The sequence below is a fragment of the Burkholderia sp. Bp8963 genome, from assembly GCF_003854275.1.
Taxonomy (GTDB): domain Bacteria; phylum Pseudomonadota; class Gammaproteobacteria; order Burkholderiales; family Burkholderiaceae; genus Burkholderia.
This window is the reverse complement of record NZ_QTQP01000011.1, coordinates 158557-172030: the sequence shown is the minus strand read 5'-3', so window position 1 is coordinate 172030 and position 13474 is coordinate 158557. Positions and strand designations below refer to the sequence as shown.

Below are 13474 nucleotides of genomic sequence, written 5' to 3'. Positions count from 1 at the left end.
CAAAATTATTTCCGGAAAATTGTTCTCTATTTCAAATACGGGAAGCGCCCATCATCCATGAATTATGGCGCCATATCGCCTGTCATTCAGGCGGGTGGCCTATGGATCGGCATTTCCTTTAAAAATAAAAGATCGCTCGATTCGTAAAGAAAAATGCCTTTATTGGCGGCGGAGCGAATGCTTCCGGTTCTCGCGCCAACCCGGGTCGGCCCTGCCAGGCGGCCGTGCCCGGCATCGCCAGACGATTCGAATCGTCCTAATCCGGACGGGTCACGGGGGAAACATGTCAAGCACAGCTGATTCCAAGAAGCCATTCGGCAACCTGTTCAGTCGCCTCGGCGGCGGGCCGGATGTCGCCAGGGCGGCCATCGCCGCACATGGGGAAGCCATCGGACACGGCGCACTACCGGATCCCCGCGCGAGCCTGCACGACGCCGCGCAACTGGCGCTCCAGGTCGAGTTCACCACGATTCCGCCTTACCTGACGGCGCTCTACTCGATCGCCGATCCGGCCAGCGACGCCTATCAGGCATTGCGCTCCGTCGTGGTGGAGGAGATGTTCCACCTCAATCAGGCGGCCAACCTGCTCGTCGCGATTGGCGGAACGCCGAAATTCACCGGCACCGCGGTGCCGGAGTACCCCTGCTTTCTGCCCCATTCCAACCCGGACCGCATGCCGTTCATCGGACTGAACAGGGCGTCGCCCGACGTATTCGAGAAGACCTTCGCGGCGATCGAGACACCCGCGCCGCCGCATGCGCCGGCGCAGGGCAATCAGTACGACACGATCGCTCAACTGTACGACGCGCTGAAAGTAGGCATGAAGCGTTACCTGAGTCGCCACCCCGACGGTCCGCCACTGTTCCAGCAGGCCCCCAACATGCGTCAGCGCACCGACATCTATCTGGGCAAGTTCGGCGGCAAGGCGGTGCAGGTGAGCGACATCGAGACCGCGGAATACGGCATCACCCAGATCGAGCAGCAAGGCGAGGGCAGCATTCTCGACGGACAGTCGATGATTGCCGACAGCCGGTGGGGCGCCTACAACCACTACGGTCAACGCACCGACGGAACGTACGGCCCCATCCTCGGCACGCCATACGAGATGTCGCACTTCAGGAAATTCCGCGCGGTGGCGCTCGACGTGGCCAACTTTCCCGCGACGCGTCCGATCACGTCCAATCCCCGACGGCAGGACTACTCGAACGAGACCGCGCTCAAGCTTGTCGAGGCGTTCGACATCGCGTACAGCATCATGCTCGACGCGCTGGAGAAGAGCTTCACCGACACGCCGAACGAGCCTGATCCGTTCTTCGCGCTGGCCCTGCCGCTGATGCACCACGTGATGCCGAAGCTCGCGCTGAGCCTGATGACAACGCCGATGCACGCGAACGGCAACGGCTCGGTCGGACCGAACGCGGCGCCGACCTATCTGTACCGGCCGGGCTGCACGCTGGCGATGCTGGAGAGACAACGGGCCCATGCGCGACAGGCCGCATCCGGCGTGACGGGTCGCGCGGATCGCGCCGACCTGACGGCCGTGCTGGACGACGTACGAACCGACATTGTGGAGCTGAGCGAAGCCGCCGATCAGCCGCTCTCGAGCTAAAACCACGGGGAACATCATGGTCGAATACAAGATCTATCCGCCGATTGGCGTCGCACGCGTTGGCGACGCCCCCGAAGCGTTCTATATCGGGGCCGAAAGTTATCGCGGGCTGCCGATCAATCCCGATGGGCAACCGTTCCGGCAGCAGGATTTTCGCGACGAGCAGGGCCGCCTTCGCCGGCAGGCCGCACGCTTTCATCTCTACCGGGTCGAGAACGGCGTCGCGGAGGAAGTGACGCTGGATACGGCGAACGTGACGTCGATCCGCTGGGTTGTCCATCTGGCGAACAAGAAGCCCAGCTGGTACGCGTTCAGTCCCGCGGAAGGCGAGGGCGGCTATGCGCCGACGCACCCGTTGCGCAACCCGGACGTCCGCGATCGCCACCAGTTGCTGATCGATGCGGGGCCGCGCCAGATTCACGGAAAACGCGCTGCCAACGTCCATTTCAATCAGGAGCAAGTTCCGAAAGGGTATACGGGCGCGAACTTCCCGCCGGGCCGGCTCTATCCGATGATGCATGCGATCGAGACACTCGGCGAGCTGCGCACCGACGGCCAAGGGCGGCTGCTGGTGCTGGGCGGACATGGCATTGCCGGCTCCACGGAGTCGAACCCGTCGCTCGAGCACTACGCGAACAACGACGGCTGGTGGGACGACACGTCCGATGGCCCGGTCGGTGCGACGATCGAGTTCGCCGACGGGACAGTCGTCCATGCGGCCAGCGCGCACGTGCTCGTCGCGCCGCCGAAGTACGCGCCGGAAATTCCGAATCTGGTAACGCTCTACGACACGATATTCGATGCGATGGTGCGGTCCGGCCATTATCCGAAGATCCTCGACGGCGGCATGTGGCAAGCGGGCAAGCACGGCTACCGGCCCAATTTCCAGACCGAGATCGAGCCCTTGCTCGAACGCGCGATGCTTTACCCGTGGGTCGCGGCGATTCCGTCGAAGCCGCACCGGTTCGACTTCGACAAGCTCGGGGCGCTCGGGCCGGACGGAGACGGCGCCGACGCGTTCAAGGGGCTGCGGCGCTACATCATGGACGTATTGCGGCCGCCGTATCAGGAAAACGACCTGATGAACTCGCGCGGCGCGACGATGATGCCGTTTCTGGCCGGCGACAACTGCCTCAAGCCGGGCACGGCCACGAGCCGCTATCTGCGGCTGACCGACACGCAGTACTTTTTCCTGCAGCAATGGGTGGAGGGGCACTTCGTCAACACCCCGCCGCAGGAGCCGCCAACCGACGCGCTGACACGCGGCGTGCTCGACAACTGCGTGGGCGGCGCGTTCTCCCCGGGCATCGAGATGACCTGGATCTCGCGGGTGCCCGAGATCTACGCCGAGCCGTTCCGCATCCGCAGCCGCTTCGTCGTCGAGGGGCCGCTGAGTCTCGGCTACGATCCGCAACGGGGCATGGAGCCGGGCGACCTCACGCGCTACATGGCCTTGCCGTGGCAAGCCGACTTCAACGAGTGCGCGTCGCAGGCGATCGGCGACCGCACGCTGTGGTGGTGGCCGGCGCAGCGCCCGGAGTTCGTTTATCGGGATCCGACGGCCGACCATATGATGGCGAAGGCGAGCGTCGCACCGCCGCCGCCCGGCGAGCGCTCCGGCAAGCAGGTGCCGTGGATCGGCACCGACTACGATCAACTGGCTGGCGATTACGTGACGTTCCCCGACAACGTCGACATGGTGCGGTACTGGTCGCGTCTCGGTTTCGTGATGGAGAAACCCGTCGGGGACGGCGAGCATCGCTTCGTCGAGGTCGAGCGGACCCTGCCGCGTCCTTTCTATCCGTCGAAGCATGCGTCGAATGACAGCTGATCGCGACGACGTGCTGATTGTCGGAGCCGGCCCGGCCGGCTGCGCGACGGCGCTCGCGCTCGACGCGGCGGGGTGCCGCGTCGCGTTGCTCGATCGCCCGTCGACGCAATCGTTCCGGGTCGGCGAATCGGCAACGCCCGACGTGGCCGGCCTGCTGCGCCGCTTGGGCGTCGACGACCGGCTGGAACGCGCCGGACACGCGTTCTACCACGGCAATCTGTCGTTGTGGGGAGACGATCAGCCCCGTGTCGACCATTTCCTGTTCCGCGGGACCGGGCATGGCTGGCATCTCGATCGGGCGGCGTTCGATGCGCAACTGCGCGATGCCGCGCGCGCGCGCGGCATCGCCGTACGTTCGTGCGCCGGCGTGGAAGCGATCATGCCGACGAGCGACGGGTGGGCGATACGGGCGCGCGGGATCGGCGAAGTGCATGCGCGCGTGCTCGTCGACGCGGGCGGACGCCGCTCGCCGCTGGCGGCGTGGTTCGGCGTGCGCCGGCGAAGCTTCGACGGGATGGTGGCGCTCGCCGCACATGCATCGCATGCGCGCGAGCTTGCGGGGCTCTCGCTCGTCGAGTCGTTCGAGGACGGCTGGTGGTACGCGGTCGGCTTGCCGGACGGGCAAGCGCTGGTCACGTTGATGACCGATCGGGACGTTGCCACGGCCCGCCGCTTTCGCGATCCCGACGTCTACCGGCGCGCGTGGCAGGACACGCGCCTGCTCGCGAAGCATGTGCCGCCGGGGCCAGCGCCCGCCGCGATTCACGTGTTCGCCGCGCACAGCGGCTGCATCGAGCGGAGTTCGGGCGGCGGATGGATCGCCGTGGGGGATGCGCTGATGGGATTGGATCCGCTGACGTCGTCGGGGATTGCCGGTGCGCTCAGCGACGGGCTCGCGGCCGCGCCGGCCGTCGTCGACATGCTGGCAGGGCGGCCGGATGGCGCGATCGCGTATGCCGCGCGCGCCAATGCCGTGTTCGGACGCTATCTCGCGGAGCGCGTGGAGCGTTACGGCACCGAGTCGCGGTGGTCGCAACGCGCGTTCTGGGCGCGGCGCGGGCACGGCAATCAGGTGGCGGCCGCCGAGCTGGCCGAAGGATGCGCGTAACGACCGCGGCTGGTGCATGGCGGTCGTGAGCGTTGGGTGGGGTGTGGGGCGAACGGGGGAAAGTTCGTTAAATGGTTAGGTTGACGAATCAAATGACACATCGAGGAGCCTGACATGGCAGCGTTCGTATTGACATCGGTATCCGGTACGATTCCCGACCCGCGTGGTGCCGACCGGTTCGGACCTTTGCGGGATCTGATCGGGATGTGGAAGGGAACGGGATTCAACCAGATCTGGCGGCCTTTTCCGATCCAGCGCGGCGGCAAGCCGACCGGCCAGCAGGACCGGTTCCTGGAACTGAACGAAACGATCGAGACGATCGAGTTCAAGCCGATTGACGGCGCGATTCCGAATCGCGGCCTGCTGCAGGGCGATATCAATCTGCACGGGATGACCTATACGCAGGAAGTGTCGGATGCCAACGTGATCGTCGACGGGCATCCTGCCGGCATCCATATCGAGCCCGGACTCTGGCTCAACGTTCCGCCGACCGAGAATCCGCCGAACGCCGCGACGGTCGCCCGCCTCGCGACGATTCCGCACGGCACGTCGATCGTGATGCAGGGCGGCGCGTTCCGGCTGAGCGGGCCGCCGTCGTTTGCGCCCGAAAGCATCGCGCCGTTTCCGGTCGGCAACCCGTCCCACCCGCTGCCGGCCGGCGATTTTCCGGAAATGAACCTCGCCACGCCGAGCGAGTTCCGCACGCCGCCGCAGGAAATTCCGCACGTCACGCAGGCGTGGATCGACAATCCGAACGTCGTGCTGAACAGCGGGATCTCAGGCAAGCAGGTGATTGCCACGACGACGCTGCTGATCTCGACTCAATCGGGCAATGTGCCGGCCACGGGCGGCGGCACGTCCAATATCGCGTTCCTGCAGGGTGCCGCGGGCGGGCCGAATGCCGACGCGGCGCAAGTCGAGGCGATCTTCTGGATCGAGACGGTTCGGTTGCCCGACGGCTCGACGAAGCTCCAGCTTCAATACACGCAGAAGGTGATCCTCGACTTCAACGGACTGAGCTGGCCTCATGTGTCGGTGGCCACGCTCGAGAAGCTGTAGGCATCGACGGCGACAGCCGGGGCCGCATGCAGCCGAACGCATGCGGCGCCCGGCGGGGGGATTCACCATGGATACGCACTTGCTTCTGTCGCATGAGGTCTGGGTGGTCGTCCGCGACGCGATTTATCACGTGTGGGCGATGATGGGTGAACTGTCGATGGCGAACTGATCAAGGGGGTGACGCAGACTTGTGAGGAAATGCCGCGACGACCCGTGCAATTCCGGCAGAGGTTGTACCGTTGCTCAAGCAAGTCTCGGCCGGGCACCCCTCACCTCGCTGAGCGGTGGTACGGGTAGCGTGTTTCGCGGCCGATGCCGAATTCACGAGCGACGCGGGCTTGATTCATGCTGCATGGAATTACCGATACCGGGATACATGCTCATCTTTTTCCGCGCAGTCCCTTCGCTTATTCTGGTCCTGTGTATATATCAACAGGACTGCCACCTTCATGAGCCTCAGAATTGCTGTTTTGCCCGGTGACGGCATCGGCCCGGAAATCGTCGCGCAAGCTGTCAAGGTACTCGACGCGCTCGGCCGGCCCTTTGAACTGGTGGAAGCACCCGTCGGTGGCGCCGCCTATGCGGCGAGCGGGCATCCGTTACCCGAACACACGCTTGCCCTGGCGAAATCCGCCGATGCGATTCTCCTGGGTGCGGTAGGAGACTGGCAATACGACAAGCTCGAACGTGCACTTCGTCCCGAGCAGGCAATCCTTGGCTTGCGCAAGCATCTGGCGTTGTTCGCGAATTTGCGTCCCGCGGTTCTGTATCCGGAGTTGGCGAGCGCCTCGACACTCAAGCCGGAAGTGGTTTCCGGCCTTGACATTCTGATCATCCGCGACTTGACCGGCGACGTGTATTTCGGCGAGCCACGTGGCACGCGTCGCGCACCCGACGGGCCATTCAAAGGCTCGGACGAAGGGTTCGACACGATGCGCTATAGCTCGCCCGAAATCATCCGCGTCGCTCATGTCGCGTTTCGCGCTGCGCAACAGCGCGGCAAACGTCTGTGCAGTGTCGACAAGGCCAATGTGCTTGAAACCTCGCAATTCTGGCGTGACACGATGATCAAGGTCGCGAAGGATTATCCGGATGTCGAGCTTTCGCACATGTATATCGATAATGCAGCGATGCAGCTCGTGCGGGCTCCCAAGTCGTTCGATGTGATCGTGACGGGCAATCTGTTTGGAGACATCCTGTCGGACGAAGCCGCGATGCTGACAGGGTCGATCGGCATGCTGCCATCCGCTTCGCTCGACGAAAATGGAAAGGGCCTGTACGAGCCGTCTCATGGTTCCGCCCCCGACATCGCGGGCAAGGATACCGCCAATCCGCTCGCAACTATCCTCTCTGCTGCGATGATGTTGCGCTACTCGCTGAATTTGCCTGGTGACGCCGAGAGGATTGAAATGGCCGTCCGGCATGTTCTTGCGCAAGGCTTGCGTACAGCCGATATCTGGAATGAAGGCACGCGCAAGGTTGGCACCCGTGAAATGGGTGACGCGGTCGTCGCGGCACTCAAAAGATAGGGGCGACCGACCGGCGTCAGCTGCGCGCGCGGGGCTCACCGTCGTGAACGTTGTCCACGAGCATCGCGATGTGAAACTGCCGCAGCAACACCCCCGGCCTCATCCACGATGACCGCCGGGGGTACTGATCAGCTTTCCTGAAAACCTGTCACCCGGCCTTCGCGAGCTCCGCGCCGATCTCGGCATTGGTCATCGCCTTGCCGTTGAAATTCCATGCGCCGTCGACGGCGTGCACCACGTTGATGAAGATCCTGTCCTTCGGCTGCCGGCCGCCCGACATCTCGTGAATGATGTGCGTCGCTTCCGCGAAATAGCCCTCCTGGACACGGCGTTCCGTAAACGCGAACGACGGCACCTTCCATTCGACGAAAACCACCGGCGTCTCGTCCATGCCGGTGAACGTGTGCTCCCTGTTCAGCACATGAATCGAGCCGACGACGTTGGACGTCATCAGTGCGTTGCCGGTCAATCCATGCCACTTCAGCATGGCCTCCGACAATCGTCGGTATGCGACTTTTTCCTGGCCGGCAGGCAAGACACCTTCGGTAAGCGTGAGCGTCAGAGGCACGATCTTCTCCTTTCGTGTGGGCATGCGACAAGCAGTGTGCACATTGCACGGGGCAAGACGGACGTGATATAACGGCCGTTATGTAACGACCGTGATCGCATCGTAGGATAACGATCGTTATTTTGTCAAGGTCGACGAGCGGCTGTTTTGGGAGAGGATCGGGTGCGATACAAGGCAGGGCACAAGGAAGAGGCGCGGAGCAGGATACTCGATGCCGCGGGACGCGGATTTCGGCGCCTCGGTTTCGGCGGCATAGGCGTGGACGGGCTCGCCAAGGAGGCGGGCGTCACGTCTGGTGCCTTCTATGGACACTTCCCGTCGAAGGCCGACGCGTTCAAGGCCGCCGCCGTCGCCGGTCTCGTGCAGTTGCGCGAAGCGATCGAACATCTGCGCGACAGTGAAGGCGACGCCTGGCTCGGAACGTTCGTCGACTTCTACATGAGCGTCAGGCGCACCTGCGAGCTTGGCGAAAGCTGCGCATTGCAGAGCCTGACGCCGGAAGTCGCGCGCGCCGGCGACGACACGAAAACCGCCTACGAGGCCGAGTTGCTGGCGATTGTCGACGCGGTCGCGCTGGGTTTGCCGGACGGGACACTCGCCGCGCGTCGCAAGACGGCATGGGCGATCCTGTCGATACTTTCCGGCGGCGTCTCGATCGCGCGCTCGACCGCCGACCCGAAGACCGGCGCGCAGATCGCGGCCGGCATCAAAGACGCCGTGAACCTGCTGGTCGGCAAGCGCTAAGCACCCCGCCCGGAACCGGCAAAGGCCTGCGCGTCCACTGACCCGGCGCAGGGCCCGTCATTCCGACGCCTGCTCATTCCCGGAATAAAGTGATCGCGCTGATCGTTTTAGCCTGCGTGAACTAGTCTTGAAAAGGTCCGCGCATGCAGAGGGGATAGTCATGAAGTCGACGCAGATCCAGTCGGCGAGATTCGTGACGCTTGGGCTCGCACTATCGGGCGACTGGTCGTCGGCGGGCGACATGAACGCATTGGGCCGCTCGAGCGGTGATGGCGATGACTAACGGCGGCGATGTACGTGCCGGCTTGGCGTGAGCTTCGAAGCCGACGTCGTAGGGTCGCTTCCCCGGTTGCGCCGCTATGCACGCGCACTGACGGGCGACCCTGCCTGGGCGGATGACCTGGTGCAGGACACGGCCGAGCGTGCGCTTACGCGTGCGCGCGCGTTTCGCCCGAACAGCAACTTGCTTGCCTGGCTCCTGACGATCCTGCGCCACATTTACATCGACCAGTTGCGCGGGCGTCGCGAGTTCGCTGTCGATGACGACAGCGAGCCAATGCGGACACTCGAAGCGCCGTGCGGCGAAGTGGACTCGCTTGCGCTGCGCGACGTCGAGCGCGCGCTATACCGCCTTCCTTTCGAGCGGCGCGAAGTGATGTTCCTCATATGCGTCGAGGAAATGAGTTACCAGGAAGCGTCTTCAGTGCTGAACGTGCCGATTGGCACGGTGATGTCGCGGCTTTCGCGGGCACGGGAGGACATGCGCATGCTTCTTGCGGACGGCCCGTCGCGTCGGCTCGCGTCCGTCAAGGCCATGAGAGATGGCAATGAGCGATGATTTCGACCCCACAGTGACATCGGGCTACAGCGAGCGGGAACTGCGCGAGTTCTCGGCCTTCGTCGACGGCGAGCTGTCCGAAGCGGAGCGCTTGGCTGTGATCGAGCGGCTTTCGGTCGACCCGCGGGCGGCGGACATCGTCGCATCCTATCGCGCGCAGCGCGCTGCGATGCGCGCGCTGTTCGCGGACCCCGCGGCGCGGACGAGCGGGCCGTGCATCGTGTTGCGCTCGCGTGTTCCATGGTGGCAGCGCGCCGCATTGGCCGCGTGCTGGGTGGCGCTTGGGGCCGGTCTCGCGTTGCTCGCCAGCAGCTCGTTGCTGTTCGACTGGCTCCCGGGACAAACGGAGTTCGCCCAGCGAGCCAGTATTGCTTACGCGGTCTACGTGCCGGAAGTACGCCATCCAGTCGAAGTGGGCGCCGCAGACGAGGCGCAGTTGATGGGTTGGCTTGGGCGCAGGATGAACCGGCCGTTGTCCGCCCCCTCGTTGCAAAACTACGGATTCGTGCTTGTGGGTGGGCGGCTGTTACCGGGCGACGCCGGGCCAGCGGGGCAGTTGATGTACGAAAACCACGCCGGTGCACGGCTCACGCTCTACATGACTGGCGTTTCGAAAGGTGAATCGTCGTACGGCATCCTTCGCGACGGCAATCTCCGCACGTTCTACTGGGCCACCGACCATATGGGCTATGCGTTGTCGGGGCAGATTGCGGAGAGCCAGATGCGGGTGATAGCGATCGATGTGTGCGGCAAGCTCGGCGGACACCCCGAGCGCTGGGACTGGGACTAAAACGATGAATGGCTGTCTGCCAGTGCGCTGCACGCTCGCCCCCTGGCGGTGACCTTGTCACCGCCAGGAAGCTGCGCCGAGAGCGATGCGCGACTGCCGGTCATTGCCTGTTCTCGCCGGACTCCCTTGCCTTGGAGGCGTTGACTGGCGCTATCGTACCGAATAGTCCATTGACCTCCTGATTAGGCCCCGCCGTGAAGTACAGCGCGTCCGGACTCGAGTTGCGGCCGCCACCCAGTGTCAGCGTCCACAGGCCGTCGATAGCCAGTGGATTGCCGGCTGCGTTCTCCAGCTGATCGACAAACCTGCCGTCGTTGTCGTAGACGTTGATGTGGCCATCGCCGAAGTTGCCAATCAGGATCTTGCCGCTGAAGCGACCGAACGCAAACGATGCACGCGTGATTCCCCACGGCGAGTTGAGTGTCCCTTGGCTGGCGAAGCGGCGCAGCAGGTGGCCGTCTGTATCGAATACATCGACGAATCCATTTCCTCTGCCTGCAACGTCGTCGTGTTTCTCGGCGTTCTGCTTCGCATAGGTGACGAAAAGATCGCCATCGACGTTCGCGATACCAAACGGCGCGTAGCCGGCCGGGATGTTCGGGTCAATGAAGCCACCGTCCGTCTTCGCGGGCGTGAACAAGCCGTTCGCACCGTTCGGCCCGAATACATCGATCCGCCCCGAGCGGAAGTTCGTCGCAAACAGGAATCCTCCGTTCGCGTTCACGCCAAAGACGAGCCCCTTGTAGACGGCCCCGCTGGCCGCGGATGGGGTGGACGAGTTATCGGCCGCGAGCACGGCGTGGTCCGCCGGAGTCAACCCACCGGCCCAGGCGGAAATTGTGCCGTCCTCAGTCGCGAAGATGAATACGGCCTGGATCTTGGTGCCTGGCACCAGAAAAGCCGATGAGGGATTCCACACCATTCCAGTGGGCGCCGCGGGCGCGGGATTCGGTGGATTGTTCGCCGAGACGGGATGACAGGCGCTGGCCGGTATGACATTGCCTGGCAGCGGGATGGAAACCTGCAGCGCCACCTTTGTCCCCGTGCCGTCATACAGCGTGGCGCAGCCGGTGGCATTGTCGTTGACCCAGAATGGACTTCCTGCCGGACTGAACGCAACCCCCCACGCGTTCTGCAGCACACGGTCGACCTTCGGGGCAGCGCCTGCCAGATTGGACACGAGTGGTGTGACGACGTAAGCGTCGTTGTCAGCGGCATGCCCGATTGTAAAACCCGCGACGAGCACGAGCGCGGCCGCCGCCTTGAGGCCCAAAGAGACCTGAGACATGACTTTCCTCCTTGATCTGACTGGTGAGAAATTGCGCCGTGCGTGAGCGCCGGAGGACTGCCGTCCGGTTCACGGCGCGCGAGCGCTCCCGGGTTTCAATTGGTGTCCCGGGCGACGCTTTTCGGACTGCGGCAATGCCCCACGAACCCTTTCGATCCGCGTCGACTTGAGCTAAGGAAACATTGCCGTCGGAAACGCGAGGAGAGCCGGTGTCGCAAGGCGTGCACTGAACCGCCACATGCCGCCATGTCGGTCAGTAGCATGTCGCCCACGGGCGCGCGCACCGTGAGGACCCGTTTCATGATCGGCCTCCCGCGCATGTGGATGCGCCGGCTGGAACCGAGACTAAACGGGCGAGCGGCCACCTTTATTCCAACGTGCCGAGCGAAATGGAAGTGCGGTGCGAATCGTCCGTGCGCCGACGCCGCACTGATCGATACGCTGAGTGGGCAGTGGAACGGGCTGACGAAGCTGGACGCGCAGATGGCGGGGATCGAGCAGGGGGGCTTTGATTTTGCTGCGTTTTACTCGCACGAGTATTGTGCTCGTAGCGCCATCGGCGACCTTGCGCCGATGGCCTGACTTCCCGTCTAGAGAAACAACCTCTTGACGCTGCACAGCTAGCCAAAGAAGGGAACCGGCCCTAATCCAACCAGCCAGGCAGTTTGCCTGAACTTCGCCAGCAGGTAGGTCGTTGCAAACGCTAGCGGCGCAACCATGATCAGCTTCAATATCACCGCGACGATCGGCGCTGTCGACCAGCCCATCGCGTGCTGGAGCAAATCGAAGCAGTCGATGAATATCGGATGGATCAGGTAGATTCCAAAAGTATATTTTGCGATGCTCGTGTAGAGAGGAGACCACTTTTGATGCTGGGATCCCAGGAATACCGTGAGCATCAGCACCGGTGACAGAAAATGGGCATAGAATCCGGCGCCGGTCCGCACCGGCCACTGTGCGGCCGCGACCGCGTCGGCGGCGTAAACCAGCTTCGCCATATAAGCGACAGCGAGCAGTAACAAGGATAGCCAAAGCAGCAGTTTGCTCTCATCAAGCGAAAGCTTGCGTTTCCAGATGCCGAATACGGCGAATCCCGCAAAGCCATAGCCGCTGTAGCAGATGATCTTGACCATCCGAACCAGGTAGTCACGGTAGAGCGGATCGGTGACATGTCCCCACAACCAGCACTGCACGTAGTCCATCACCTGCAGGGTGCCAATGATCGATAATCCGACAACCGGATAGCGGATCGCTGCTTGAAGTGCGGGATAGAGCAAAACCAGGAAGAACATCGTCGGAAGGTAGTGCAGATGGTATTGAGCGGAGCCGAGTAGCAGGTAGCCAATCCACGACTGCCACTGCACGATCTGCTCCATGATCGCGGCCTGGTAGCCGAATGACTCAGCCTTGAACAAGCGGAAGAATGCATAAAACACGGTCCATGCGACAAACGGGATAAGAAGTCGTTTCGCCTGCTCGCGGATCAAGTCAAGGTATGAAACATGCCGACGATCGATCTTGAATGCGATCAGGAACATCGAAAACAGAAAAAACAATTCCGAACCGGACAGTTCGCCAGTAATCCGTACGATAGCCGGTCCAACCCGTTCAGAGGCCAGGGCATCCGGAAACAATTGTCCGTCGGGGCTCGCACTGATATGTATCAACACCACACCAAGGGCCGCGAACACCCGGCACGCATCGAGCCAGTGCATCCGTGCCGAACCAGAAGACACACTGCTTTGCGTCTGTATCTGCGGAATCTGCTGAAGCATTCGATCCTCCGTTTTGGTTACCCGCTTCTTCCTGATGGCAGGAGACTATGAAAACGATGATGAAGTCATTACAAAGGCAAGATTGATTGTCCGGTGCAAACCGGACGCATGAGCCGGGGCGGTCGCACATGCAACGATCCGAGTCAGATTCAGTGATAGCACTGCACGGCTATCGCAGCTCGATCATCGGCGTGGAGGAAATCGCGCCGCAGGACTCGCGCTCGTACGGGATCGTGTTCGGCAGGGAGTGGGAGGAGGCGATCGTCAAGCTCGCGGGCATTATCGAGAAGCCCGCGCCGGAAGATGCGCCGTCGAACCTCGGCGTGAGCCGCACT

General features: G+C 63.0%; 13 protein-coding genes and 1 pseudogene. 11 read left to right on the top strand and 3 right to left on the bottom strand.

Annotation, left to right across the window (positions count from 1 at the left end):
• The first annotated feature begins 283 nt into the window (after positions 1-283).
• From DID96_RS12205 to leuB, 5 genes are all read left to right on the top strand, one after another.
• Complete coding sequence (locus DID96_RS12205; protein WP_185732234.1) at positions 284-1609, top strand: ferritin-like protein; 1326 nt, start codon at positions 284-286, stop codon at positions 1607-1609.
• A 16-nt stretch (positions 1610-1625) separates the two neighbouring features.
• Positions 1626-3440 carry a LodA/GoxA family CTQ-dependent oxidase gene (locus DID96_RS12200; protein ID WP_124599569.1) on the top strand — a complete coding sequence of 605 codons (1815 nt, stop codon included), beginning with the start codon at positions 1626-1628 and terminating at the stop codon, positions 3438-3440.
• Positions 3430-4548 carry a tryptophan 7-halogenase gene (locus DID96_RS12195; protein ID WP_185732233.1) on the top strand — a complete coding sequence of 373 codons (1119 nt, stop codon included), beginning with the start codon at positions 3430-3432 and terminating at the stop codon, positions 4546-4548. Before DID96_RS12200 ends, DID96_RS12195 begins: the two co-directional genes overlap by 11 nt.
• A 114-nt stretch (positions 4549-4662) precedes the next feature.
• The gene (locus DID96_RS12190) at positions 4663-5607 is read left to right on the top strand and encodes a heme-binding protein (protein WP_124599567.1); all 945 of its coding nucleotides are present in this window, start codon (positions 4663-4665) and stop codon (positions 5605-5607) included.
• A 449-nt stretch (positions 5608-6056) separates the two neighbouring features.
• The gene (leuB, locus tag DID96_RS12185; RefSeq protein ID WP_124599566.1) at positions 6057-7136 is read left to right on the top strand and encodes a 3-isopropylmalate dehydrogenase; all 1080 of its coding nucleotides are present in this window, start codon (positions 6057-6059) and stop codon (positions 7134-7136) included.
• Positions 7137-7284: 148 nt separating this feature from the next.
• Here leuB and DID96_RS12180 read toward each other — a convergent pair whose 3' ends face one another.
• Positions 7285-7704, bottom strand: a complete 420-nt coding sequence (locus tag DID96_RS12180; RefSeq protein WP_124599565.1) for a 4-oxalocrotonate tautomerase — start codon at positions 7702-7704, stop codon at positions 7285-7287.
• 162 nt (positions 7705-7866) lie between these two features.
• On the opposite strand from DID96_RS12180, the gene DID96_RS12175 reads away from it, so the two are divergent.
• The 4 genes from DID96_RS12175 to DID96_RS12165 all read left to right on the top strand — a co-directional run bounded on the left by DID96_RS12175 (position 7867) and on the right by DID96_RS12165 (position 10076).
• The gene (locus DID96_RS12175) at positions 7867-8448 is read left to right on the top strand and encodes a TetR/AcrR family transcriptional regulator (protein ID WP_124599564.1); all 582 of its coding nucleotides are present in this window, start codon (positions 7867-7869) and stop codon (positions 8446-8448) included.
• A 160-nt stretch (positions 8449-8608) separates the two neighbouring features.
• Complete coding sequence (locus tag DID96_RS38850; protein ID WP_260463864.1) at positions 8609-8731, top strand: hypothetical protein; 123 nt, start codon at positions 8609-8611, stop codon at positions 8729-8731.
• A gap of 27 nt (positions 8732-8758) precedes the next feature.
• Positions 8759-9286, top strand: a complete 528-nt coding sequence (locus DID96_RS12170; RefSeq protein ID WP_124599563.1) for a sigma-70 family RNA polymerase sigma factor — start codon at positions 8759-8761, stop codon at positions 9284-9286.
• Positions 9276-10076 (top strand): anti-sigma factor, encoded by an 801-nt coding sequence (locus DID96_RS12165; RefSeq protein ID WP_124599562.1) that lies wholly within the window; start codon positions 9276-9278, stop codon positions 10074-10076. Before DID96_RS12170 ends, DID96_RS12165 begins: the two co-directional genes overlap by 11 nt.
• 100 nt (positions 10077-10176) lie before the next feature.
• On the opposite strand, the gene DID96_RS12160 is transcribed toward DID96_RS12165, so the two are convergent.
• Positions 10177-11364: a TIGR03118 family protein gene (locus tag DID96_RS12160; RefSeq protein WP_124599561.1), complete on the bottom strand. Its 1188-nt coding sequence runs from the start codon at positions 11362-11364 to the stop codon at positions 10177-10179.
• A gap of 300 nt (positions 11365-11664) precedes the next feature.
• Between DID96_RS12160 and DID96_RS12155 the strand changes: the two genes are divergently transcribed.
• Positions 11665-11946: a hypothetical protein gene (locus tag DID96_RS12155; protein ID WP_124599560.1), complete on the top strand. Its 282-nt coding sequence runs from the start codon at positions 11665-11667 to the stop codon at positions 11944-11946.
• Between the two features lie 38 nt (positions 11947-11984).
• On the opposite strand, the gene DID96_RS12150 is transcribed toward DID96_RS12155, so the two are convergent.
• The gene (locus DID96_RS12150) at positions 11985-13139 is read right to left on the bottom strand and encodes an acyltransferase (RefSeq protein ID WP_124599559.1); all 1155 of its coding nucleotides are present in this window, start codon (positions 13137-13139) and stop codon (positions 11985-11987) included.
• Positions 13140-13309: 170 nt separating this feature from the next.
• On the opposite strand from DID96_RS12150, the pseudogene DID96_RS12145 reads away from it, so the two are divergent.
• A pseudogene (locus DID96_RS12145) lies at positions 13310-13465 on the top strand (UTP--glucose-1-phosphate uridylyltransferase); the annotation flags it as partial.
• Positions 13466-13474: the final 9 nt, after the last annotated feature.

What these genes read in the sequence shown, in the direction of transcription:
- DID96_RS12205 (WP_185732234.1), top strand. Translation starts at nt 284, where the DNA reads ATGTCAAGCACAGCTGATTCCAAGAAGCCATTCGGCAACCTGTTCAGT.
- DID96_RS12200 (WP_124599569.1), top strand. Translation starts at nt 1,626, where the DNA reads ATGGTCGAATACAAGATCTATCCGCCGATTGGCGTCGCACGCGTTGGC.
- DID96_RS12195 (WP_185732233.1), top strand. Translation starts at nt 3,430, where the DNA reads ATGACAGCTGATCGCGACGACGTGCTGATTGTCGGAGCCGGCCCGGCC.
- DID96_RS12190 (WP_124599567.1), top strand. Translation starts at nt 4,663, where the DNA reads ATGGCAGCGTTCGTATTGACATCGGTATCCGGTACGATTCCCGACCCG.
- leuB (WP_124599566.1), top strand. Translation starts at nt 6,057, where the DNA reads ATGAGCCTCAGAATTGCTGTTTTGCCCGGTGACGGCATCGGCCCGGAA.
- DID96_RS38850 (WP_260463864.1), top strand. Translation starts at nt 8,609, where the DNA reads ATGAAGTCGACGCAGATCCAGTCGGCGAGATTCGTGACGCTTGGGCTC.
- DID96_RS12165 (WP_124599562.1), top strand. Translation starts at nt 9,276, where the DNA reads ATGAGCGATGATTTCGACCCCACAGTGACATCGGGCTACAGCGAGCGG.
- DID96_RS12160 (WP_124599561.1), bottom strand. Translation starts at nt 11,364, where the DNA reads ATGTCTCAGGTCTCTTTGGGCCTCAAGGCGGCGGCCGCGCTCGTGCTC.
- DID96_RS12155 (WP_124599560.1), top strand. Translation starts at nt 11,665, where the DNA reads ATGATCGGCCTCCCGCGCATGTGGATGCGCCGGCTGGAACCGAGACTA.
- DID96_RS12150 (WP_124599559.1), bottom strand. Translation starts at nt 13,139, where the DNA reads ATGCTTCAGCAGATTCCGCAGATACAGACGCAAAGCAGTGTGTCTTCT.